At 64.6% G+C, this 24,207-nt stretch carries 16 protein-coding genes and 1 other annotated feature; of the genes, 10 read left to right on the plus strand and 6 right to left on the minus strand.

Features of this window, described 5'->3' with window-relative positions; translation table 11 throughout:
* Positions 1–3: 3 nt before the first annotated feature.
* From MUB46_RS19905 to MUB46_RS19925, 5 genes are all read right to left on the minus strand, one after another.
* Positions 4–372: a c-type cytochrome gene (locus tag MUB46_RS19905; RefSeq protein ID WP_261617712.1), complete on the minus strand. Its 369-nt coding sequence runs from the start codon at positions 370–372 to the stop codon at positions 4–6.
* A 146-nt stretch (positions 373–518) separates the two neighbouring features.
* On the minus strand, positions 519–1,808 hold the full coding sequence (locus MUB46_RS19910) for a PQQ-dependent sugar dehydrogenase (RefSeq protein WP_261617713.1): 1,290 nt from the start codon (positions 1,806–1,808) through the stop codon (positions 519–521).
* Positions 1,809–2,201: 393 nt separating this feature from the next.
* Complete coding sequence (locus MUB46_RS19915) at positions 2,202–3,362, minus strand: hypothetical protein (RefSeq protein ID WP_261617714.1); 1,161 nt, start codon at positions 3,360–3,362, stop codon at positions 2,202–2,204.
* A 42-nt stretch (positions 3,363–3,404) separates the two neighbouring features.
* Positions 3,405–10,280 carry a DUF4082 domain-containing protein gene (locus MUB46_RS19920; protein WP_261617715.1) on the minus strand — a complete coding sequence of 2,292 codons (6,876 nt, stop codon included), beginning with the start codon at positions 10,278–10,280 and terminating at the stop codon, positions 3,405–3,407.
* Between the two features lie 577 nt (positions 10,281–10,857).
* Entirely contained in the window at positions 10,858–11,934 is a 1,077-nt protein-coding gene (locus MUB46_RS19925) for a LysR family transcriptional regulator (RefSeq protein ID WP_261617716.1), read from the minus strand.
* A gap of 326 nt (positions 11,935–12,260) precedes the next feature.
* On the opposite strand from MUB46_RS19925, the gene MUB46_RS19930 reads away from it, so the two are divergent.
* From MUB46_RS19930 to MUB46_RS19965, 8 genes are read left to right on the plus strand one after another with little or no spacing between them, the layout of a single operon-like run.
* Positions 12,261–13,343, plus strand: coding sequence for a metal-dependent hydrolase family protein (locus tag MUB46_RS19930; RefSeq protein ID WP_261617717.1), 1,083 nt, complete (start codon positions 12,261–12,263; stop codon positions 13,341–13,343).
* A gap of 47 nt (positions 13,344–13,390) precedes the next feature.
* Positions 13,391–14,302: a branched-chain amino acid transaminase gene (locus MUB46_RS19935; RefSeq protein ID WP_261617718.1), complete on the plus strand. Its 912-nt coding sequence runs from the start codon at positions 13,391–13,393 to the stop codon at positions 14,300–14,302.
* A gap of 16 nt (positions 14,303–14,318) precedes the next feature.
* The gene (locus MUB46_RS19940) at positions 14,319–15,476 is read left to right on the plus strand and encodes a M24 family metallopeptidase (RefSeq protein ID WP_261617719.1); all 1,158 of its coding nucleotides are present in this window, start codon (positions 14,319–14,321) and stop codon (positions 15,474–15,476) included.
* Positions 15,477–15,485: 9 nt separating this feature from the next.
* The gene (locus tag MUB46_RS19945) at positions 15,486–16,466 is read left to right on the plus strand and encodes an ornithine cyclodeaminase family protein (RefSeq protein WP_261617761.1); all 981 of its coding nucleotides are present in this window, start codon (positions 15,486–15,488) and stop codon (positions 16,464–16,466) included.
* 56 nt (positions 16,467–16,522) lie between these two features.
* Positions 16,523–17,509 (plus strand): TRAP transporter substrate-binding protein DctP, encoded by a 987-nt coding sequence (dctP, locus tag MUB46_RS19950; RefSeq protein ID WP_261617720.1) that lies wholly within the window; start codon positions 16,523–16,525, stop codon positions 17,507–17,509.
* Between the two features lie 33 nt (positions 17,510–17,542).
* Positions 17,543–18,070, plus strand: coding sequence for a TRAP transporter small permease (locus MUB46_RS19955; protein ID WP_261617721.1), 528 nt, complete (start codon positions 17,543–17,545; stop codon positions 18,068–18,070).
* 6 nt (positions 18,071–18,076) lie between these two features.
* Complete coding sequence (locus MUB46_RS19960) at positions 18,077–19,387, plus strand: TRAP transporter large permease (protein WP_261617722.1); 1,311 nt, start codon at positions 18,077–18,079, stop codon at positions 19,385–19,387.
* A 39-nt stretch (positions 19,388–19,426) separates the two neighbouring features.
* Entirely contained in the window at positions 19,427–20,716 is a 1,290-nt protein-coding gene (locus MUB46_RS19965) for a metal-dependent hydrolase family protein (RefSeq protein ID WP_261617723.1), read from the plus strand.
* Between the two features lie 40 nt (positions 20,717–20,756).
* Here the strand turns inward: MUB46_RS19965 and MUB46_RS19970 are convergent, their stop codons facing one another.
* Positions 20,757–21,503 (minus strand): class I SAM-dependent methyltransferase, encoded by a 747-nt coding sequence (locus MUB46_RS19970; protein ID WP_261617724.1) that lies wholly within the window; start codon positions 21,501–21,503, stop codon positions 20,757–20,759.
* 171 nt (positions 21,504–21,674) lie between these two features.
* Positions 21,675–21,732: a sequence feature (sul1 is cis-regulatory element that is thought to sense ions involved in sulfur or methionine metabolism; They are found in Alphaproteobacteria), on the plus strand.
* Between the two features lie 98 nt (positions 21,733–21,830).
* Here MUB46_RS19970 and MUB46_RS19975 point away from each other — a divergent pair.
* Both MUB46_RS19975 and MUB46_RS19980 read left to right on the plus strand, forming a co-directional pair.
* Positions 21,831–23,288 carry a SulP family inorganic anion transporter gene (locus MUB46_RS19975; protein ID WP_261617762.1) on the plus strand — a complete coding sequence of 486 codons (1,458 nt, stop codon included), beginning with the start codon at positions 21,831–21,833 and terminating at the stop codon, positions 23,286–23,288.
* A 14-nt stretch (positions 23,289–23,302) separates the two neighbouring features.
* Complete coding sequence (locus MUB46_RS19980; protein WP_261617725.1) at positions 23,303–24,163, plus strand: universal stress protein; 861 nt, start codon at positions 23,303–23,305, stop codon at positions 24,161–24,163.
* Positions 24,164–24,207 lie beyond the last annotated feature (44 nt).

Raw genomic sequence — 24,207 nt, forward strand, 5'->3', positions numbered from 1 at the left:
AGCTTACGGCGAGAATTCCTTGCTCATCACGTAGGAGACGACGGCCATCCGCTCCTCGAGGGAATAGACATCCTTCCAGGGCGGCATGCCCTTGAAGCCTTTCGTCACCCTGTAGAACACGAAGTCCGGCTTGTATTTCCTGGGCTTCAGCTTCGGCGCCTTGCCGGGATAGGCCTTGGATCCGTGGCAGTGCTGGCACTGCTCCACCCAGATCTCGTGACCCTGTTTGATGTTGGCGGAATCGCTCATGTACGCGTCGGTGAACTCGACGTCCTCCACCACGATCTCGTCTTCGTCGGCCCGGCTCTGTGCCGCGACGAGCATGGCGACGAGGGCGACTCCTGTGGCTGCCGCGATGACGCGGTTACGCATTCCTGTGTCTCCCGTACCGTCTGCCGGGATGGCCGGACAGTCTGCCGGGTCCCGCTAGTGATCTTGGGTAAGATAGATGTCCCGGCGCCAAAGGACGCCGGGACGGTCCGCCACCCGATCGAATGGCGTTTCAGTGCTAGCTCCGATCAGTTCGCCGGCACGATCTTGTAGATCGTGTCGAGGCTGCCGACCGGACCGGTCGTGATCGACGTCAGGGCGTAGACCTCGCCGTCAGCATCCTGCGCGAAAGCCAGGACATAAGGCACGGTGTCCATGCCCACAACCTCGGCCACTTCCATCGTCCACTTGCCGTCGGACCCTTCCGAAGCGACGAAGATCTGGCCGTCCATCGCACCGAAGTTCTTCGACCAGTCACCGAAGATGTACTTGCCCTTCCACGGATCATGCGCGCCGCGGTAGACGAAGCCGCCGGTCACCGAGATACCCTTGCAGCCGTCCGGCTTGGCGGTGCAGTTGTTGTACTCGAGGATCGGTGGCGTGAACCCGGAGGTATCACCGCATTCTGCCGGATGATCGTTCGGGTTGACGTAGTCGAAGCAGTGGTTGGCCTCCATCTTGCGCCAGCCGTAGTTCTTGCCGGCCTCGACGATATTGACCTCTTCGAAGGAGTTCTGCTGCACGTCGCCGCAGAACAGCCGGCCGTCGGCCATGTCGAACGAGCACCGCCAGGGATTGCGGAAGCCGGTCGCCCAGATCTCCGGCGCGATGTCCGGATTGCCGGCCGCCAGGTTGCCGTCGGGAATGCCGTAGGGCCTGCCCTCGGACGGGTTGTCGACATCGACGCGCAGGATCTTGCCATGCAGCTGGCTGTTGTCCTGGCCGTTGCCCTCGGTCACGTTGTGGCCGATGCCCCAGTCGTTGGCGTAGCCGCCGTCGCCCGTCGAGACATAAAGCATGCCGTCCGTACCGAAGCCGATCCAGTGGCCGTTGTGGTTGAACTGCGGCCAATCGATCGACGAGATCTTACGCACGGTCGAACCGTCGGCGACGTTCGGGTCGTCTGAGGAGATCTGGTATTCCTCGACCACGTTGGTGTGGTCCCACCAAAACTCCTTGGCCAGATCGAGCTGGAAATCGACCGGCGTGCTGTGGGCCAGATAGAACTTGCCGTTGTTGGCGAAGTCGGGATGCAAGGCGATGCCGAGCAGGCCACGCTCGTCGAAATCCGAGTAAAGCTTGGGCAGCTTGTTGCGGATATCGATCAGCGGCTCGGGCAACAGCTCGCCGTTTTCGATAACCCGGACGCGGCCGAACTGCTCGATGACGAACATGCGGTTCTCGCCGGGCACCTGTACCATTGCCAGCGGCGTGTTCACGCCGGTGACGAAGGGCTCGAGTTTCACCTTGACCTGCGCCTGAGCCGGCAATGCCAGCGCTGCGACAGCGAAACTGCCTAGGATCAGTCTTTTCAGCATATTTCCTCCCCGTCTGACTTATGTGAGGGATCGCCCGATTTACGTGGCGACTGCCTCGTTTCCCCGCGATTCCGCTACCGCTTCGGACTTGAACCGTCCGTTTCACGCATTCTCTTTCGATGTCTGGTTGCGGCGGGGACCTGCCGTGACCCCGGGCCGGCCGGACATGGACGGTAAAGACCGATAAGGCTGGTCCGATCGCGAATTGAAAACGCTACCACAGCCCCCAGGGTGCGACAATCAGGCGCACGTTCACAGCACTATTGCCAAAAACAGCGGGTTATGCGGCGACTAAGCGCCCCATCGACGAAGTAATGACGGCCGCTCGTGGTGTTGGTCGCGTCCCGGATACATTGCAAACCGGCCGCAAACCGCGCAGGCGACGACGGACCATCAGTCGATCCTGTAGAGATGGACCGCGTACGGTTCGAATATGTCCTTGAAAGTCGCTTCACTCGACAAGGTGATCGACCGCCCCTCGCCAATCACGTCCACATTGGACTGCTCGGCCTGCCGAAGCGAAAACGTCGCCTTGGCCCCGCGATCGCTCATGGCGACCGCGAAGAGATAGAGGGCGCCGTCGTGCCGCTTGACCATAGCGGCTACCGCCGAAGAGCCCGCATCCGTTTCGATCTCGACGGCATCGTCTATCGAGGGAGAGTTCAGGACAGGAGCAAGGTCCAGTATCTGCTTGTTGATCCCTGCGATGGCATCGAACAGTTCTCGATCCTGGAGCAGCGACGCCTCGACGAAGTTCGGCTGGAACTGGTGGACGAAGTAGATCAGCCCCTTCGAGCCGTGGACCAGCGCCATCCAGACCTCGGCGCGGATCTGGTCCGGTGAGGGCTTCCTCTCGAGATTGCCGATACGGCTGGCTTCGATGCAGTTCCATATGATCTGCTCGGGACCGGCCCAGCCTCGCAATCGCGCGACGCCGCGCGCAACGAATTCCAGCTTTCCGGCGACCTCCGGATGAGGACTGACCGCAGGATAGATGTCGAAAGAGACGATATCGCCCCCCTTTACATAGCGCGGGTAGTCCTCCGGATGGCCGCTTCGCGCACCGCGCCCGTGCCAGCCATCCCAGGCCACCCCCTGGCCGAGATTCAGGAACACGGGTCGGGTCGGGTCGCGCTGCTTCATTTCGTGGTAGTCGGCAACGACCGCGTCCGGGGGGATCGGCTGCCCATAGCCCAGTTTGAAGGGCAAAGGTTGCGCATTATCCGGCTCGTCACCGTGCATCCAGGCGATGACGATGTCGTTGTCGGGGCTCGAAAGAGCGACGTCGTTCTGCTCGGCGACAACGAACAGACCGGCCTGTTTCAGTTCGGCGAGTTGCCCTTCGGTCGGTCCATCCCAAAGGCCGACATAGGTATTGATGCCGGCGGCCCGATACCTCCAGGCATTGGCGGGGTTCTGCAGCCAGACGGCCAATGTGAAGAATGCCGGGTCGTCGAGCGGCGAGGGATGCCGCGCACCAGGGGTATCCGCAACCGCGATCCCGCTAAGAACGAAGACGCTCAGGAAGACGGCGATGACATGCAAAAAGCGCATCGAAGCTCGGAAGCGGTTCTCCAATCTAGATCGGGTTTCGGGTCACTCCAGGCTCGCGCTCTGGCTCGAACTCTGTTCGAAAACCACGTCCACCCAATAGTTCGTCGCGTTGTAGGTCTGCGTCGGGAACCCTCCCGAACCGTAGAGATAGACGCCGTTGCCGCCTGACGACCCGCTCGACGGGGCGGTCAGTGGCCCGCTCGTACGCGCCGTCGTGAAATAGTTGAGCGTGGCGGCGTAGCCCCCGTTGGAATGATACGAGACGACGTAGGTCGCGCCCGCCGTCAGCGATACCGGGCTCGCCAGCGTCGCCTGCTGCCAGCCAGAACTGCTTTCTCCGGTAAAGGTGATCTGCGCCAGTCGCGTTCCCGTGGATGTCCACAGCGAGCCGATATGCGCGCCGGTATCCTGTGTCCCCTTGTAGTAGCGGATGGCGGTCACCGCCCCTGCGGTTGACGTGGTGAACTTGACGCCGAGTTCGACCGGACTCGGATCGTTGGCGGACAGGATGGCGGGGGTATCGGTCGGCGCGAACAGGCTGACGCCCTCAACCGGCGGCGTTACCGTCGTCACTGTCAGTGCCACCGTTGCCGATGCCGAGCCGCCGCGCCCGTCGGAGATCGCGTATGTGAAGCCGGCAGGCCCTGTATAGCCGGTCGTCGGGGTGAAGGTGACCGTGCCGGAATTGAGCGACACCGTGCCGTTCGACGGCGCCGAGACGCCAGTGACCGTGAGCGGGTCGCCGTCCGGATCGCTGTCGTTGGCAAGCAGCAACGCGGTCAACAACGCCAGCGGCGTATCCTGCGGCGTTGCGAAGCCGCTGTCGTTCACCGCCACCGGCGGCTGGTTCGGGGCCGGCGAGACGGTCAGCGACACCGTGGCCGATGCCGTGCCGCCGCGCCCGTCGGAGATCGCGTAGGTGAAGCCGGCGGGGCCCGTATAGCCGGTCGCCGGCGTGAACGTGACCGTGCCGGAATTGAGCGAGACAGAGCCGTTCGACGGCGCCGAGACGCCGGTGACGGTCAGCGGGTCGCCGTCCGGATCGCTGTCGTTGGCCAGCAGCAGCGCGGTCGACAACGCCAGTGGCGTGTCCTGCGACGTCGTGAAGCCGCTGTCGTTCACCGCGACCGGTGGCTGGTTGGCGGCCGGCGAGACGGTCAGCGACACGGTGGCCGACGCCGAACCGCCCTGGCCGTCGGAGATCGTGTAGGTGAAGCCGGCAGGCCCGGAATAGCCGGTCGCCGGCGTGAACGTGACCGTGCCGGAGTTGAGCGACACCGTGCCGTTCGACGGCGCCGAGACGCCGGTGACGGTAAGGGGGTCGCCGTCCGGATCGCTGTCGTTGGCGAGCAGCGTCGCCGTCGACAGAGCCAGCGGCGTGTTCTGAGCCGTCGTGAAGCCGCTGTCGTTCACCGCGACCGGCGGCTGGTTGCTGCCTACCGCCGGGACGAAGACGATGTCGGCCCAATAGTTCGTGGCGTTGTAGGTCTGCGTCGGGAACCCGCCCGAACCATAGAGATAGACCCCGTTGCCTCCCGACGAACCGCTCGACGGGGCGGTCAGAGGCCCGTTCGTGTGTGCTCCGTTGAAGAAGTTTGCCGTGGCCGGATAGCGTCCGTTGGAATGGTACGAGACGACGTAGGTCGTTCCCGCCGTGAGCGGCACCGGGCTCGCCAGCGTCGCCTGCTGCCAGCCCGATGAGGTCTCGCCGGTGAAGATGACCTGCGCCAGCCGCGTTCCGCCAGCTGTCCACAGCGAGCCGACATGCGTGCCGGTGTCCAGGGCGCTCTTGTAATAGCGGATCGCGGTCACCGTACCGGCGGTGGACGTGGTGAACTTGACGCCGAGCTCGACCGGGCTGGGATCGACGTCGGCGAGGATCGCGGGGGTGTCGGTCGGCGCGAACAGGCTGATGCCTTCGCCCGGCGGTGTAACCGTCGTTACCGTCAGCGCCACCGTGGCCGATGCCGTGCCGCCGCGCCCGTCCGAGATCGCGTAGGTGAAGCCGGCAGGGCCCGTATAGCCGGTCGCCGGCGTGAACGTGACCGTGCCGGAACTGAGCGAGACAGAGCCGTTCGACGGCGCCGAAACGGCGGTGACGGTCAGCGGGTCGCCGTCCGGGTCGCTGTCGTTGGCGAGCAGCAACCCGGTCGACAGGGCCAGCGGCGTGTCCTGCGGTGTGGTGAAGCCGCTGTCGTTCACCGCAACCGGCGGCTGGTTCGGCGCCGGCGAGACGGTCAGCGACACCGTGGCCGACGCCGAACCGCCCTGGCCATCGGAGATCGTGTAGGTAAAGCCGGCAGGCCCCGAATAGCCGGTCGCCGGCGTGAACGTGACCGTGCCGGAATTGAGCGACACCGTTCCGTTCGACGGCGCCGAGACGCCGGTGACGGTGAGTGGGTCGTCATCCGGATCGCTGTCGTTGGCGAGCAGCGTGGCCGTCGACAGAGCCAGCGGCGTGTTCTGCGACGTCGTGAAGCCGCCGTCGTTCACCGCGACCGGCGGCTGGTTGCTGCCCGCCGCCGGGACGAAGACGATGTCGGCCCAATAGTTCGTCGCGCTGTAGGTCTGCGTCGGGAACCCGCCCGAGCCGTAGAGATAGACGCCGTTGCCGCCCGACGAACCGCTCGACGGGGCGGTCAGTGGCCCGTTCGTATGGGCGCTGTTGAAGAAGTTCGCCGTGGCCGGATAGCGCCCGTTGGAATGGTACGAGACGACGTAGGTCGTGCCCGCCGTGAGCGGCACGGGTGTCGCCAGCGTCGCTTGCTGCCAGCCGGAATTGGTCTCGCCGGTGAAGGTGACCTGCGCCAATCGGGTTCCCGTGGACGTCCACAGCGAGCCGACATGCGTGCCGCTGTCCAGGGCGCTCTTGTAGTAGCGGATCGCGGTCACCGTACCGGCGGTGGAGGCGGTGAACTTGACGCCGAGCTCGACCGGGCTCGGATCGACGTCGGCCAGGATCGCAGGGGTATCGGTCGGCGCGAACAGGCTGATGCCTTCGCCTGGCGGCGTTGCCGTCGTCACTGTCAGCGCCACAGTCGCCGATGCCGTGCCGCCGCGCCCGTCGGAAATCGCGTAGGTGAAGCCGGCAGGCCCTGTATAGCCGGTCGCGGGCGTGAACGTGACCGTGCCGGAATTGAGCGACACCGTGCCGTTCGACGGCGCCGAAACGCCGGTGACGGTGAGCGTGTCGCCGTCCGGATCGCTGTCGTTGGCCAGCAGGAGCACGGTCGACAGGGCCAGCGGCGTGTCCTGCGGCGTCGTGAAGCCACTGTCGTTCACCGCGACCGGCGATTGATTGGCGCTTGGCTCGCTGGGCTCGAAGACCACATCGACCCAGTAGTTTTCGTTCTGATAGCTGAATTGCGGGAACGTGCCGGAGGAACCGTAGGCATAGACGCTGCCGCCCGCCTGCACCGAAAGCGGCCCGCGCGTGTACGTGCTGCTGAAGTAGTTGCTGGTGGTGGAATAGAGGCCGTCCGAGGAATAGGACGCGACGTAGGTGGTGCCGGCGTTGATTTGGACGGGCGTATCCAGCGTTACGCTCTGCCAGCCGCTATAGGGTTCATTCGTTGACGTACCGGAGGCGAGGAGGGTGCCCGTTCCCGTCCACAGTCGAACGATGTGGGTGCCTATGTTCAAGGGCCCCTTGTAGAAGCGGATTGCGGAAATGGTCCCCGAGGTCGACGCGCTGAAGCGTACGCCCAACTCCAGCGGCGAATAGTCCATCACGGCTTCTTGGTCGGGCCTGGCCGAGAGCGTCCAGAGGCTCGAAGTCTCCGGCAGGGTGACGGTGACCTGCCGGCCGGCGGACGGCGTCTCGACCCGGTAACTGTCGTCCACGGCACGCGACTGGATCGTGTAGTTTCCGGCCTCCTGCACCGCCCAGACAAAGGACCAGGCTTCGCGGCCGGTCGCCTTGAACCAGGTTTCGCCGCCATCGACAGAGACCTCGACACCAGCGACCCTGCCGCCGCCCGCATCGGCGGCCGTGCCGGTGATGGTGACGCGTTCGCCTTCGACAAAACCGGCACCCGCCGTAGGCGTTGAGATCGTGGAAGCCGGCGCCTGCAGATCGGTCGTTTCGACGGCGGGAACGAGCCCTGGGGCGAGCGTGGTCGGCTGGACGCCCATGTCGGCGAACATGTTGACCATCGCCTGGCGGATGTCGGGATCGGCCGGCATCTGGTCGGCGTCGTGCTCGGTATCGAGCCCGAAGGCCCAATAGACGGTCGCCGCGCTGAAGACCAGTGCTCCACTTGGCGCGCGGTACATGGTCAGGCTGTGCGGGACCGCTGGATTGTCGCCGGTGGTCAGGCCGTAGTCGCGAAGATAGGAATTCACGGAAACCGTCGACGCGGACAGGTTTACGAGGCCGGCCGGGCGATAGCCGTTATCGACGTCGGAATCCCACTCGTAGCCGAGGAGGGGGGGAAGAAGCGTCGCCGTCTGCCCCGGCTGCAGCCCCGCGACGGACGTGTTGTTCCAGAACCGGAACCGCGACATCTCGTAGGGGATGTCGAGCATGTCGGTGCGGTAGCTGTCGACGGTGAACATCGTTCCCATCAACGAGTTTTCCGGCTCCTGGCCAGGGTCCTGGAACCGCGGATCGCGCCACGTACCGGTCGCGATCGGGCTTGGATCGATGTCGGTATTGGCTCTCGTTTCCTTGTAGGTGATCAGCGTACGGAAGTCGGTTCCCGATCCGTCGATGCTCGGTTCCCAGCGCGTCTTCCAGAAAGACGTGTTGCCGGACCAGAATGCGAGATTCACCCCTGCATCCCGGGCGGCCTCGACGTTGGCGCGCTGTTCGGCCGACCAGTATTCGTCGTGGCCGACCGAGAGGAAAACCTTGTGGTTCAGAAGGAGATTGCCCGACCGCGCGACGTCGACGCCGGAGATATAGGAGACATCATAGCCGTTCCGCTCCAGCCAGCGGATCGCCGCGTACTCGCCGGTGAAGATGTAGTCCCAAGGCCCGCCATAGACGCTCGTGTTGATCTTGTACGGCCGATTGTAGGAAACGGCATAGCCGCGGCTGTCGACCCCGCCCTGCAGCTGGTTTTCATACAGGCTGGCGCCGCCCCAGGCATTGTAGGCATGCCACGTGGTGTCGGAGGTCTGGAAGACGATATCGGTCGACGCCGCGTCATCGCGCACGATGAAGGGCATCATGCTGACGCCCGGTGTCGCGTCCTGGCGTTCAAGCCTGGCGAAGTAGATGCCGGACACCGCATCCGTCGGAACCGTCCAGCTCGCCGAAACCGCCCAATTTCCGGCGTCGACAAGTCCTCGGGCGGCCTCGACAAGCGGTGCCGGCTGCACCTGAGGCTGCGCCAGTTGCCTGACCATGGTGTCGACGAGCCTGGCGCCATCGCCGCCGTAGTAGCCGATCCGATAGATGTCGATCCGGTAGTCGGTCGAATCGGTGTTGATCTTGAAGTCGACCGTCTCACCCACATTGACGCTGATGTCGGTGGGAAAGCCCTGGATGTTCTCGTCGCCGTCGTCATCGACGCCCCAGACGGATCGCGGCGTTCCCGGGAGCTCGTTTTCCAGGGCGATCCGGTTGAGGTGGGAGGTTTCGATCACCGAAACGGTGCCGGCGCCCTGGTCGGGACCTGCGCCGTCGCTCTGCGCCCCGGTCTTCGTACCGTTCTTGATCCCGCGTTTGCCGTCCTTGCCGGGCTCCTGCAGTCCACCGAAACGCCGGCCCTTGATCCCGTCGCCAGACCACCAGACCGCGACGAAGCCGGTCTGCCCGTAGGCGGCGATGGCGGGAAGCGCGCCGGAGGGGGCCGCCGACTTGTTGATCTTGAAGGCCTTGCGGGTCTTCTTGGCCTTGGCGTTGAAGATCTGGCCGCGAACGCCGTTCTCGCCCCCCCAAACAATGGCGAAGCCGCCGTTGTTCAGACCGGTGACGGTATGGTTGCCCTGGAATCCGGCGGCTTTTTTGTTGACCACGATTTGGTCGCCGGTCGGCCTTCCGTTCCGTTTGTAACGATGGACAAACACGCCTGAGCGGTCGTCGTCACCATCTTCACCGGCCGCCTGGCGGGTGATGACAAAGCGGTTCTTGGCGATCCCGGCGACGTCGGGAATGCTCTGGGCGCCCTGGACGCCGTCACCGCCGTCGGCATGGCCGCCGTCGAGGTTGGGTGAGAGCAGGGCGGTCGCATCGGAGGCATCGACGAGGAAACCCTTGCCGCGCTTTCTGCCGCGCGAGGTGTAGCGCTGAGCGCGAATCGCCCCGTTGGCGTTCCACGCGACGACAAAACCGCCGCTATTGAGCGCACCGACGGCCGGATACTCATGCGAAAAATTTGGGTACGTCGTATCAACGCGAAATTCGCCCCCCTTGGGGACGCCGGTCTTGGAAAACAGCCGCCCGATGATTGCGGTGTAGGCCTGGTCTTGATAGCGCGAGTTCCAAACAACGGCGAAACTGCCATCCTTTAGGCCCGCGATCGTCGGATAGTACTGATCGTTCAGCCTGTACGTATTTGCCCGGGCGGGTTCGCCGGCCCGCTCGCCGTCGGCGGTAAAGCGCTGGACATAGACGCCGAGCCCGGATCCGTCGTCGTACTCATAGGCGACGACGAAGCCGCCCGTAGCCAGACCTGCGACGACCGGATTCAGGAATTCCTGGGACTCCCTGAGAACGTCGAGTGTCTCACCGACTTTCTTGCCTTGGGAATTGTAGCGTTGGGCCTTTACGCCATTCGGGGAGCCGGCGCGCCAGACAACGACGAAGCCGCCGTCATTCAACTCGGCCACGTCCGGGCGATACCCGTCTTTCGAAACCGTGAATTCGGCGCCGAATTTCTTCAGTTCTATGGGTTTCTTCGCTTCGGCAGACGCGAATATCAGCAAGAGCGCGAAAAGCAGCCCGAAATATGTGAAAATTCGATGCCGCATCCTATGCTCCGTGAACCCTTCCGGTGGCAGCCGACACGCCCCCCATTCGAACCATTGTGTTGTTCGCTTCCGGTCGGCGGCGGTCGACCAGAACCGTAGAGCAGGTCCAGCAGCTGTGCCGACGCGATGACAAGCCCGGTTTTTGTTGGCAGGGGATCAAACTGTGACAACCCGAAGCTTCAAGGACCGGCATGTCGGTTGGCGGCAAACAACGCCAGCAAAGTGTGACGGAACGACGCGTCAGGAACAGGGGTGAATGCGATGGAACGAGCCTACCTTTCGCTACGGCACCGAACGAAAGGTGGATAGTCCATCCGCATTCGGATGAGACCTTAGGAGAATATGGCTAAGGGTCGGGATTGATCCGGGTAGCCGCCCGAGCCCTGTCGGCCCGTTGTCGCCGCGAAACTTAACGGGAGAGCGCGGTAGGCACGCAGGTGTCCCGGCTGGCTATCGCATCAACGTGCGTGACTCCGCGGCGCCTTCCAGCTCGACATGCCGACGCCCGAAGCTCCCGCCATCCGCCCGGGCGCGCCGAAGGCGCCAAGTGCCGACAGCCGAGGCTTTCGCGGACAGATCAGCGCGGGCCGGCGTGCGGCAGGCCGTTGACGTAGGAGACGCCCGGCCCGCGTTCCTTGGGTTGGGTCAGAAGGGGCTTGTCCGGCCGCACTAGGGGCTCCTGCAGCGCCCCCTTGCCGGAGGTGACCAGGTCTCGGATCTCGGACAGAACGAGATTCGCCGCCGGCAACAGCGGGCGTGCGGCGCGGCGCAGGACGCAGAGGTCGCGAAACATGTCCGGAAGCTCGATCCTGACCGGCGCGAGCAGCCCTTGCTCTTCCTCGTGGCGAAATGCCATGGCCGGCAGCATTGTAAGGAAATCCGACGAGGCGACCGTCAGTTTCAGTGTGTGGACGGAATTGGACGCCACGCTGGCGCGCGGTGGCTCGACGCCGCCGCGCATGAACATCTTGCGAAGCTCAAGCAGGATGGCGTTGCCCCTCTCGGGTACGATCCAGGGAAAGCGCATGAGGTCGTCGACCGTGCACGGATCGCCCCCCGCCAGGGGATGGCTGCAGCGCGCGACCACGAACATCTGTTCCCTCAGCAGATCGCTGACGGTGATCGTTTCGGTGTTTTGGGTTGGCAGCGCGCTGGCGATAGCGAAATCGATGTTGCCGTGCTCGAGTTCCGCGGCGAGCTGCATGCTTGGCGCTTCGACGACATGGATCTCGATCTCCGGCGCCCGTCGCAGGGCGCGCTCGAACACAGGCGGCAGCACGAAGCTCGCCGCGCTGGGCACGATCCCCACCCGCGCGACGCCACGCGCGGCGCCCTTCAGCAGGTTCAGGTCGGCGATGGTGCGGTCGGCGTCAGCGCGCAGGATCCGCGCATGCGGCACGAACGCCTCACCGAACGCGGTGAGGTCCACGCCAAGCGTATGGCGCACGAACAGCTCGCCACCCAGACGGTTCTCGAGCCGTTTCAGCGCCCGGCTGAGGGCCGGTTGGCTGATGGCGAGCGCCGCGGCCGCGCTTCCCAGGCTGCCGAGTTCCGTAACTTTCAGGAAATAGGAGATTTCGCGCAGATTCAGATCCATAAGGAATTGTCCGTATCGCCCAAGCAAAACGCAACCGTGCCTGACGAGCAGCCGCATCGTCGCAAGCGCGCGACGGTTGTGCCCCGACACGGTTGTCCCCCGACTCTGTCATCGGCCGCCCGCGTCACGCAGGTCATGCCGAACGGGTATGGCCTTGGCGACAAAAGGCATTATGCATCGTTCCCCCTTTTCGACAATATGGCGCGAAGAGCCAATCAAAAGCTCTTTAAAGATAAAAATTGGAAAAGGGCAGGATTTTGTCGATCGCTTATACAAATGCCAAAATAATAGACGGGACGGGGAAAATTTTCCACGGCGACATTATTGTAGACGACGGCGCGATCACTTCCGTTGGGGCAGGCCCCGTTTCGGAAGAGCACGGTTTGATCGAGAAACGGGATCTGTCTGGACAGACTGTCGTGCCCGGCTTCATCGATTGTCACGTCCATCTGCGCAATGACGGCGTGAGCGACCCGAGAGCCCAGGCGGCTGCCGATAGCGACGCGGTCGCCGTGTTGCGCTCGGCGCGCAACGCACGGCGCACTCTGGCAGCCGGCGTGACGACGATTCGGGATTGCGGCTCGCGCGCCGGCATCGATTTCGCCTTGCGCCAGGCCGCGGCACAGGGGCTCTGCGCGACGCCGCGTCTGGCCCTAAGCGGCGTAATGATCTGCATGACCGGCGGCCACGGCTGGAGCCTCGGCCTGGAGGCCGATGGGCCGGACGGCGTGCGTCGGGCCGCGCGCGGCCAGCTCAAGGCGGGCGCCGACAACGTAAAGCTGGTGGCCAGCGGCGGCATCCTGACGCCGGGCTCCGAGATCGGCGCGCCGCAGTTCACGGTCGAGGAGATGGCTGCGGGCGTCGAGGAGGCGCACCGTGCCGGCAAGACCGCCTGCGCGCACGCCCACGGCACGACCGCGATCAAGAATGCCGTTCGCGCCGGCGTCGACTCCATCGAACACGGCTACCTGATCGACGACGAGGGCATCGAAATGATGCTCGAGCGCGGTACCTATCTGGTTGCGACGTCGTCCGCGGTGCGCAACGTGGTGCGGCATGGCGTGGCCGCCGGCATCCGGCCGGAGGTGGTGGCCAAGGCGGAAGCCGCGATCGAGCACCACATCGACGGCTTCAAGCGCGCCTACAAGGCCGGCGTGAAAATGGCGATGGGCACCGATTCCGGGGTTCCCTTCACCGACCACGGCAACAATCTCGACGAACTTGTCTACCTGGTGGAGATGGGCGTTCCGCCGATCGAGGCGATCTCCATCGCCACGCTCAACAGTGCACGGCTCCTGCGTATGGACGACCGCATCGGCAGCCTGGAAGCAGGCAAGCGCGCCGATTTCGTCGTCATCGACGGCGACCCTCTGTCCGACATCACGGTCCTGCAGGACCGGAACCGCATCCGTCTGGTGGTCGTCGACGGCCAGACCATGGTCGACGAATCCGGTTTCGCCGGCTGACGCCGGCTCCACATCCCTCTCATTCACTACCAGACCGGAGTCCGGCCATGGAAAAAGCGGAAAAAATCTGGATCAACGGCGAGGTCGTCCCATGGGACGACGCCACGGTTCATCTGGTCAGCAACACGTTGCACTACGGCTTCGGCGTCTTCGAGGGCATACGCTGCTACAAGACAGACACCGGCCCGGCCGTCTTCCGGCTGCGCGAGCATATGGTGCGGCTCGCCCGGTCCGCCGAGATCCTCGGATTCAGCCTGCCGTACACGCTCGACGAACTCGTCGAAGGAACGCGGGAGGTCATCAGGGCCAACGGCTTCGAACAATGCTACATCCGCCCGCTCGCCTATGTCGGCGAGGGCGGCATGGGACTGTCTTACGAGGACTGCCCGGTAAGCGTCGCTATCGCTGTCTGGTTCTGGGGCGAGTATGTCGGCAAGGGTACGCTCGAGAACGGCAGCCGGGCGCGGGTTTCGACCTATGCGCGCCACCACATCAACACCAACATGTCGAAGGCCAAGGCATGCGGCAACTACATGCTGTTCCAGATGGCCCGCACGGAGGCGCGCCGCGACGGCTATGACGAGGCGCTTCTGCTCGATAGCAACGGACACGTTGCGGAAGGGTCGGTGGAGCACATCTTCCTGGTGCGCGACGGTGCCCTGGTGACGCCGCCACTGACCCATCTGCTCGACGGCATCACCCGCAACACAGTGATCGTGCTGGCACGCGAGCTCGGCCTCGAAGTGCGCGAGGAACTGTTCTCCCGCGACCATGTGCTGACCAGCGACGAGGCCTTCTTCGTCGGCACCGGCGCCGAGGTGACGCCGCTGGTCGAGCTCGACCGCCGCCCGATCGGCAGCGGCAAGCCCGGCCCCGTCACCAAGCAGATCCAGGAAGCCTATTTCACCACGGTCTACGGCCGCAGCAACCGTCACGCCGATTGGCTGACGTACGTATGAGACAGTGAGAGACCGTATGTCAGCAATGCCCCCCGACGAGTACTCCAACCGCGTCGCACGGGCGCGCGACCTGATGCGCGAGCGCGGGCTCGACGGCCTGATCGTCACCGACCCGGTGCACTACGGCTACTTCACCGGACACAAGGTGCCGGCATGGATGAAGTCGCGGCCGGCGATCCTGGTCCTGCCGCTCGACGGCGAGCCGGCGCTGATCACCTGGTCCGGCCCGGAGATGTTCTGCCGGCTCTACGACATGCCGTTTCCCTCCTGGGTGCAGGACCGCCGGATCTACCCGGAAGTCCCCTTCACCGACGCACCGCGGGTTGACTGGGGTGTTGCCGAGATCGTGCGCGAGCGCGGCCTGGATAGCGGGCGCCTCGGGATCGAACTCGGCCGCGAGACATGGCTCGGCATCCCGTACGACGACTATGAGCTGCTGCGCGAGCAGTTGCCGAAGGTGCGCTTCGTCAATTCCGGTCCGGTTCTGTGGGGCTGCCGGCTCATCAAGTCGGAGTGGGAAATCGACTGCATGCGCCAGGCCTGCGCGATCGGTGGCCGGGCCTGGCAGCGCATGTTCGAGGCGCTGCGGCCGGGGATCTCCGTGCCCGAAGTGCAACGCCAGGTGCTGGCGTTCTATGCGGAGGAGGGCGCCGACATTACCTCCGAGCCGCCGATGGTGTTCGGTGCCACCGGCGAAGGTCGGACGTTTCAGAATGGCGACGTCCTCTACATCGACGGCGGCTGCAGCTACGCCGGCTACCGGATGGATATCACGCGCCGCGCCGTGTTCGGCAAACCGTCGCCCCGCCAGCTGGCCGAGCACGACGGCATGTGGGACCTGCTTTGGGAAATCATCGAACGGATGGTGCCTGGCACGCCCGTCAGCGAGATTTTCGCCTTCTCGCAGGCGCGCCTCGCCGCCCGGCCGGAGTTCCGCAATTACTCCGACCACCCCGCGAAGAGAATCGGCCATGGGATAGGGCTGGAGAACGAGCCGCCGTCGATCTCCGGGACCGACAAGACCGTGCTGGAGGCGGGCATGGTGCTGACTCCCGAACCGAAAATCGAGAGCGAGGACGGCCTCGTCAATCCGGAGGAGCAGGTCGTGGTCCGCGCCTCCGGCCCGGAAGTCATCTCGCCGGTACCCGACTGGCGGCTCTTCGAGGTGAATTGAACGGTGACGATGACGACACAACCGCTGCGACTTCTCAGCGAGCAGGACATCCGAGCCCTCGGGCTTTCGCTTTCCGAGGTGATCGACCTGACCGAGCAGGCCTATCGTCTGGATGCCGAAGGCCAGACCGAGGTCCCGACAAAGATCGGCGTGCATCCCGACCGCCCGGCCAGCTTCCTGCACGCGATGCCCGCATGGGTCGCGGGAAACCGGTCGCTCGGCATGAAGTGGGTGTCGTATTTTCCCGGTAACTTTGACGGCGGCATGGCCGATTCAACCGGCCTGATCGTCCTCAACGATCCCGATCACGGCCACCCCGTCTGCATCATGGAAGGCATGTACATCACCTTCCTGCGCACGGCCGCGTGCGCGGCGGTTGCGGTGCGCGCACTCATCGAGCGCGATCCGGAGACGCTGATGCTGGTCGGTTGCGGCGGGCTCGGGCGATGGTCGCTGCGGGTGATGACGGCGGCCTTTCCGTCTCTGCACACCGTCTATGTTTCGTCGAAGACCGCCGCGTCGCGTGAGCGGTTCGCCGAGGAACTGGCCGGGGAGGGGGCGCCGAGGATCATCCCGGTTGACGAACCGGCCGAAGCAATACGCGCGAGCGACATCGTCGTGTCATCGGTCCCGCCGGGCGGTGGCCAGCCGGTGACGGCGGACTGCCTGGCGCCCGGCAGCTTCTTCGTGCCGCTCGACCTGACAAACGCGTGGCACGACGACGTGCCGGCGGCGATGGACCGGATCGTTGCGGACAATCCGGAGAACCTGGCCGGCCTGCTCACGCGGGCTCGCCCCGCGGCGCGGCTCGACCCTGAACGGATTGAGCGCACCCAGAATCTGGTAGCCGGCAGGGGGACGAAGGCCGGCCGTTACGAGCGCACTTTCGTCGGGGTCTGCGGCATCGCGAGCACTGACGTGGTCATCGGTTGGGAGATCTTCCGGCGCGCGGTTACGGCAGAGGCCGGGACGCTCTTCCAGATGACCTGACGAAAGGCGGCGCGCAGCGCCGAAACACAGTCCGTAAAGCAGGGAGGAAATCAAACATGCGTGGACTTCGACAGACAATCAGATCGCTGACGGCTGCTTCGGTGGTGCTCGCCGGTGTCGCCGGTGCCCAGGCCGAGGAGATTGTGCTCAAGGCCCTGACCTATGCGCCGCCCTCGAAAGTCGAGGACAGCATGGCCGTCTTCAAGGCGTGGATAGACAAGGTGAACGCCAAGGGCGAGGGCAAGCTGCGGGTCGAGATCCTCGGCGGGCCGGAGGTGTTCGGTGTCGGCGACCAGGTCAACGCCGTGAGCAAGGGCCTGGCCGACATCACCTTGACGTTCACGGCGCATACCGCGCTCGTACCCGAAGTCGATACGCTCGGTCTTTCCGGCATCACCGTGGCCGAGGAACGTGAGAACGGCTATCTGGCGCTCCTCGACGAAGCGCACAGCAAGATCAACCTCAAGGTGATTGGGCGCGCCGCCACCCAGTCCGGCTTCTTCATCTTCTCGAAGGAGCCGATCGAGAGCCTGGCCGATTTCGAAGGCATGAAGATCCGTTCCCATTCGGGCTATGACGGGTTCTTTCGGAAACTCAACGCCAATCCGATCGGCATGAACATTTCGGAGATCTACGGTGGTCTCGAACGCGGCATCGTGACGGCGGCGCCGTACAACATCTTCGCCTACGACCTCGGCCTGCACGAGGTGACCGACTACATGCTCGCGGATCCGTTCTGGTACTCCCACACGACGGTGACGCTGATGAACCGCAAGAAGTTCGACAGCTTGCCTGCCGAACTACAGGCCGTGCTGATCGACGCCCAGATCGAAATCGAGGCCGAGATGGCCGACATCGTGGCGAAAATGGCCGAGGAAGAGCGCAAGCGGCTGGCCGAAGCCGGCATGACGTTTACGAACCTGCCGCCCGAGGAAGCGGAACAGTTCCGCCAGATGGCCACGGAAAGCCGCTTCGAGGTGCTCGAGGAGATCCTCGGTGCCGACCGCGTCGCCGAAATCAAGGCGCTGATCGTACGCCAATAAAGGTTGGCGCAACCCTCGAAGGAGAACACGGCCATGGGCATCGGCGCGCGCTTCGGGCGCAACTTCGACCGGTTGCTCGATTGTCTCGCGCTGGTTGGGTGCGCGCTGATCATGTTCCAGGTGATCAGCGTCTCCTTCGAGGTGATCGTGCGCTACTTCTTCGGCTTCTCGTTCGGCTGGGTGACCTCGCTGAACGAGTGGAGCCTGGTCTTCCTGACCTTTCTCGGCGTGGCCTGGCTGCAGCGCGAAGGCGGCCATACCAACGACGATTCCATCATGCAGAAGTTCCCGGCACCGGTGCGCGTCATGGCGCGCGCCGCGGCCTGGGGACTGGCGCTTCTCACGACCGCGGTCCTGACCTGGTACGGGGCCAAGGTCGCCTGGCAGAACTACGTCAACGAAAGCTACGACTTCTTCAAGATCCGCGAGGTCCCGCTCTTTTACATCTATGCGGTGATCCCGTTCGGCAGCCTCCTGTGGCTGATCCAGCTCCTGCGGTCGATGCGCCGCGAGGTGCACGACAACCGCGCCGGCGCGCGCCACGACACGACGGACGTGTGAGGCAGCATGGAGTGGTATGTTGCATTCCTCTTGCTGATCGGGACCTTCTTCTTTCTGGTCCTGCTCGGCGTTCCGGTGGTGTTCGCGTTCTTCGGCGTCAACATCATCTATCTCGGCTACTTCATGGGCGAGGCCGGCTTCGAGCTGTTGATCGACAGCGTTTATGGCAGCCTTTCGGTCTTTGTCCTGTTGCCGATCACGCTGTTCATCCTGATGGGCGAGGTGCTCTTCCGCACAGGCATCGCCATGAAGATGATCAACACGCTCGACACGTGGATGGGCGCCATTCCCGGTCGACTGTCACTCCTGGCGATTGGCTCAGGGACGCTGCTGGCGACGCTGTCGGGAGCGAGCATCGGCACGACGGCGATGCTGATCCGCACCCTGACGCCGGCGATGCAGGAACGGGGCTACAGCAAGTCGCTGAGCATCGGTCCGCTGCTCGGCAGCGGCGGCCTGGCTATCATGATCCCGCCGAGCGCGCTCGGCGTCATTCTTGCCGTCATCGCGTCGGTTTCGGTCGGCAAGCTGTTGATCGCCATCATCCTGCCGGGAATTCTGCTGGCCCTTTCGTACGTCGTCTATGTCGTGCTCGCCAGTCGCTTCGACCCGAGCGCCGCACCGGCCTACTCCTCGGAGAGGGTCGCGATCAGCGAACGCCTGATGCTGACGGCGAAATACATCCTGCCGCTGTCCATCATCATCTTCCTGGTGATCGGCGTGGTCTTCCTCGGCGTGGCAACACCGACCGAGGCGGCCGCGCTCGGCACCGCCGGCGCCTTTGGCCTGGCTGCCTGCTACGGCCGGCTGACCTGGTCGGTCACCATCGAGGCGCTGATGTCGACGCTGCGCATCTCGGTGATGGTGCTGGCGATCCTGGCCGCGTCCAAGGCCTTCACGCAATTGCTCGCCTACACCGGGGCGACGCAGCAGCTGATCGGCTGGGCCACCGAGCTGCCGATATCGCCGATCTGGGTGATCGTGATGATGCATCTGATCACGCTGTTCCTCGGGGGGCCGATCGGCGGCATTCCCCTGATCATGATGACCGTGCCGATCTTCCTTCCGGTGGTCACCGCGCTGGGCTACGACCCGATCTGGTTCTGCGTGGCGATGCTCATCAACGTCGAACTGGCGCAGATCACGCCACCGTTCGGCATCCTGCTCTACGTCGCCAAGGGCATCCTGCAGGATACGACGATGGGCGAGATCACACGCGCCGCAGTGCCGATCATCGTCTGCAACCTGATCGTGCTGGCCCTGCTGATCGCGATCCCGGCCCTGTCCCTGTGGCTTCCCGCCCAAATGCTCCAGTGAGCGGGCGACCCGAGACGCAAGACCAAACGAGGAATGCCAATGCCGTCTTCCCACAGCACAGTCTATCGCAACGGCCGCATCGTCGACGGCGACGGCAAGGTCTTCACCGGCTATGTCGCGGTGGAAGGCGCCCAAATCCAGGCGGTGGGCGAGGGCGACCCTGTCGGGGCTGCCGCGCGGTCGGGCGCTGACGTCGTCGACCTGGCCGGCCGCACGCTTCTGCCCGGTCTGATCGACTGCCATGTGCACCTGTCCATGGACGCACTTGCCGCGCCGGCCGCGCTCTCCTCTCCGCGGGCGCAGCTCGTCGGCCTGATGACCGCGTCCAAGAACGCGCTTGCGTCGCTCGGCGGCGGCGTGACCACGGTGCGTGATTGCGGGACACCGGGCGAGATCGATTTCGCCCTGCGCCAGGCGGCCGCCGACGGGTTGTGCGTGACACCGCGGCTCGTGCTCAGCGGCCGCGCCCTGTGCATGACCGGCGGCCATGGATGGCAGCTTCTCGGTATCGAGGTCGATGGCCCGGATGCCGCCCGCCGCGCCGCGCGCGCCCAGATCAAGGCAGGCGCCGACAACGTCAAGCTGATCGCGACCGGCGGCATCCTCACGCAGGGGACGGAGATCGGCAGCCCGCAGCTCACGGTGGACGAGATGCGGGCAGCAGTCGAGGAAGCGCACAAGGCGGGCAAGATCTCCGCGGCGCACGCACACGGCGCGCAGGGCATCAAGAACGCCGCGATGGCTGGCGTCGACTCCATCGAGCACGCCTATTTCATCGACGCCGAAGGCATCGATCTGATGCTGGAGAACGGCACCACGCTGGTGGCGACCTCGGCGGCGGTCCGTAACGTAGTGCGGCACGGCACGGAAGCCGGCATCCCGGCCCATTCCGTCGCCAAGGCGCAGTCGGCCATCGAGCGCCACGTCGGCGGCTTCAAGGCGGCGCACAAGGCCGGGGTCAAGCTCGCCATGGGCACCGATTCCGGGGTTCCGTTCACGCGTCATGGCCAGAACCTCGACGAACTCGTCTATCTGGTGGAAATGGGGCTGACCCCGCTCGAAGCGATCCAGGTGGCGACGCGCGACAGCGCCCGGATGCTGAAGCTCGACGATCGCGTCGGCACGCTCGAGCCCGGCAAGCTGGCCGACCTCGTCGTGGTCGACGGCGATCCGCTGGCCGACATCGCGGTCCTGAGCGATCCCTCCCGCATCCGTCGCGTCGTCCTCAACGGGCGCACGGTCGTCGATCGCGACGCAAGCCGCTTCGTCGTCGGCAGCGCCTTCGCCGGTGCGCTCGTCGGCGGCACGACGGAGGTCGCCGCACGCTGACACGCGCCGGTGCCGCCGGACCGTTTTGTTACGACCGGACCTATCCCGGTGCGCCCCGTCCTCGATGTGCCGACACAAGGAGCAGCATCGGTCTCTCCAGCTCTTCGGCGAGATCCGGCATTGCCGCGATCTGCTCCGGCGTTGGCGCGAATTCTTCGACCCGCGATAACTCAAATCCGGCGGCCATCAGCGTATTGAGCGTCGTGGCAACCGTTCGGTGGTACTTCAAGACGCCCTTGGCGAACCAATCCGTCCTGCGCTCCCCCTCGACGGCGTAGCCGTTGACGGGCCAGGTCTTTCGCCCGTCCTCGTCGGCGATCCAGTGCGGATGGGCGGCTGCCATGAAGATCGGGTGTTCGATCGTGAACACGAGATCGCCGCCGGGGACGATCGCCGCGTGGAGCATCCGCGCAAGACGGTCGAAATCCCGGACGTAGTGGAAGGTCAGCGCGCTGTAGGCCAGGTCGAAGGTCGCCGCCGGCAGTTGCAGCGTTTCAAGATTGTCGATGCGATACGCGATGGCCGGGTCGGTTGTCTCCGCTCTCGCACGCGCGAGCATTTTCTCCGACAGGTCTATGCCCAGCACCGAGGCGGCGCCGTTTTCCCGTATCCAGCGTGAAGCCCAGCCGAAGCCGCATCCAAGATCGACCACGCGCTTGCCGTCCAGGGACGGCAGCATATCCCTGACGACGGGCCATTCCGGGGCGCCGTCAAGTCCATGGACCTGGCGGGGAAGCTGGCTGTAACCGGCAAAGAACGCCGGGTTGTCGTAGATGTTCTGCGCCATTGCTGCTCTCCGGCTGTACGCGCGACAAGGAGGGATTCGCAAACAGTACCAGTGCACGAAGCGCCCCTGAATTGCCTAAGCGGGTCGGAAGCCGTTGCCGGTCCGGCAACAGTATCGCTGCATTGACGGTTGGCATTCGCGACCGGACTGGCTAAGAGCGTGGGCAACGAACATGGAGCCGGGTGAGATTCCCGGCTGGCTATTCCGGCCGCCGATCCGCCGGACAATTCCAAACAGACGAAATCTGTCGAGACCGCGAGCGAGAGCTTGCGGCCTAGGGATATTGAAGTGTTCTCGATCTCGCTTTCTCAATACCGGCACCAGTGGATGCACAACATCCGCGGTGACCTGCTGTCGGGCCTCGTTGTCGCCCTCGCGCTCATTCCCGAAGCCATCGCCTTTTCCATCATCGCGGGAGTGGACCCCAAGGTCGGGCTCTACGCGTCCTTTTCCATCGCCGTCATCGTTGCCATCACCGGCGGTCGGCCGGGCATGATTTCGGCGGCGACCGCGGCGACCGCCGTGCTGATGGTCACGCTGGTGCGCGATTACGGACTGGAATACCTGCTCGCCGCGACCGTTCTCGCCGGTCTGCTGCAGATCGCGGCGGGTTTTCTGAAACTCGGCTACGTCATGCGCTTCGTGTCCCGGTCGGTGATGACCGGCTTCGTCAATGCGCTCGCGATCCTGATCTTCATCGCGCAGTTGCCCGAGCTCGATCCCTCGAAGGTGCCGATGCTCACCTATCCGCTCGTCGCGGCCGGGCTTGCCATCATCTATCTGTTTCCGATGGTGACCAAGGCGATCCCGTCGCCGCTCGTCACGATCGTCGTGTTGACCATCCTGACCGTCGCGATGGGCTGGGACGTCCGCACCGTGGGCGACATGGGCGACCTGCCCGACACGTTTCCGGTGTTTCTGATCCCCGACATTCCGCTGAATTTCGAAACGCTGGCGATCATCTTTCCCTATTCGCTGGCCGTCGCGGTCGTGGGGCTTTTGGAAAGCCTGATGACCCAGCAGATCGTCGACGACCTGACCGACACCGCATCCGACCGCAATCAGGAGTGCATCGGGCAGGGCCTCGCCAACACCGCCACCGGCTTCATCGGCGGTATGGCGGGCTGCGCCATGATCGGCCAGTCGATCATCAATGTGAAATCCGGCGGACGCGGACGATTGTCGACCTTTGTCGCCGGGATCTTCCTGCTGATCATGGTGGTGGCGCTCGGCGACATCGTGGCGATCATCCCGATGTCCGCCCTGGTCGCGATCATGATCATGGTCTCGATCGGGACCTTTTCCTGGTCGTCGGTCAAGAACCTCCGCGAGCACCCGAAATCCTCGTCCGTCGTGATGCTGGCGACGGTCGTCTTCGTGATCTACACCCACAACCTCGCCATCGGCGTGCTTGTGGGCGTCCTGCTCTCGGGCATCTTCTTCGCCTGGAAGATCGCGCAGCTCTTCCGCGTCACGTCCGACATCACGCCGGACGGCAGCCATCGCACCTATGTGATAGAAGGCCAGCTTTTCTTCGCGTCCTCCGAGGACTTCATGAAAGCCTTTGATTTCAAGGAGGCGCCGGAGACGGTCACGATCGACCTCAGCCGCGCCCATATCTGGGATATTTCTTCCGTTGCCGCGCTGGACATGGCGGTGCTCAAGTTCCGCCGGGAAGGGGCCGACGTCGAGATCATCGGGCTCAACGAAGCCTCCGAAACCATCGTCGACAGGCTCGCCGTCCATGACAAGCCGGGCGCGATGGATCAACTGATGGGTCACTGAGGAAGGATCGAGCGATGACAACCGACACACTGATCGCTCTCGTGGATGGCTCGGTCTATTCCGAAAGCGTTTGTCGCCATGCTGCCTGGATCGCCGGCAGGAACGGCTGGAAGGTCAAGATCTACCACGTCATGGGGCGCCGTGACGGCATCGGCGAGCAGGACCTGAGCGGCGCGATCCGGCTGGGCGCGCGCACGGCGCTGCTTGAGCAGCTTTCGCAACTCGACGCCGCGCGGGCGAAGCTGGCGCACGAGCACGGGCGCGCTATCCTGGACGACGCGAAAGCCATCATCCAGGACGATGGCGGTATCGCGTCCGTCGAGACCCGCCTGCGCCGGGGCGACCTGGTGGAAACCGTCACCGCCAAGGAAGAGCGGGGCGAGATGATCGTCATCGGCAAGCGCGGCGAAGCGGCGGGCCACGCGATGGACCATCTCGGCTCCAACCTGGAACGCGTCGTAAGGGCCAGTCACAAGCCGGTCTTCATCGCCAATCGCGCCTTCAGGCCGGTCGAGACGGTTCTGGTGGCCTTCGACGGCGGTGCCTCGTCGCTGAAGGCGGTCGACTACATCTCGCGCAGTCCGCTGTTCGCAGGGCTCGCGGTTTCTCTGGTTTATGCCGGCAAGGAAACGCCGGAGATCCGCGCGTCGCTCGACAAAGCGGCGGCGACGCTGAGGGCAGGGGGCTTCGAGGCGAAGCTCCTGGTTCGCATCGGCGAACCGGAAACGGTGCTCGCCGACCTGACGCAGGACCCGGGGCACGAACTGCTCGTGATGGGCGCCTACGGTCACTCGCGTGTCCGCTCCTTCATCATCGGTTCGACGACAACCGAGATGATCCGGTCCTGTCGGGTGCCGGTATTGATCATGCGCTGATCGGGCACCGTTTGCCGCAAGCGGCCCTGCCAACGCGAGTCCTG

Origin of the sequence: Microbaculum marinisediminis, from assembly GCF_025397915.1 — a bacterium.
Taxonomy (GTDB): Bacteria; Pseudomonadota; Alphaproteobacteria; order Rhizobiales; family Tepidamorphaceae; genus Microbaculum; species Microbaculum marinisediminis.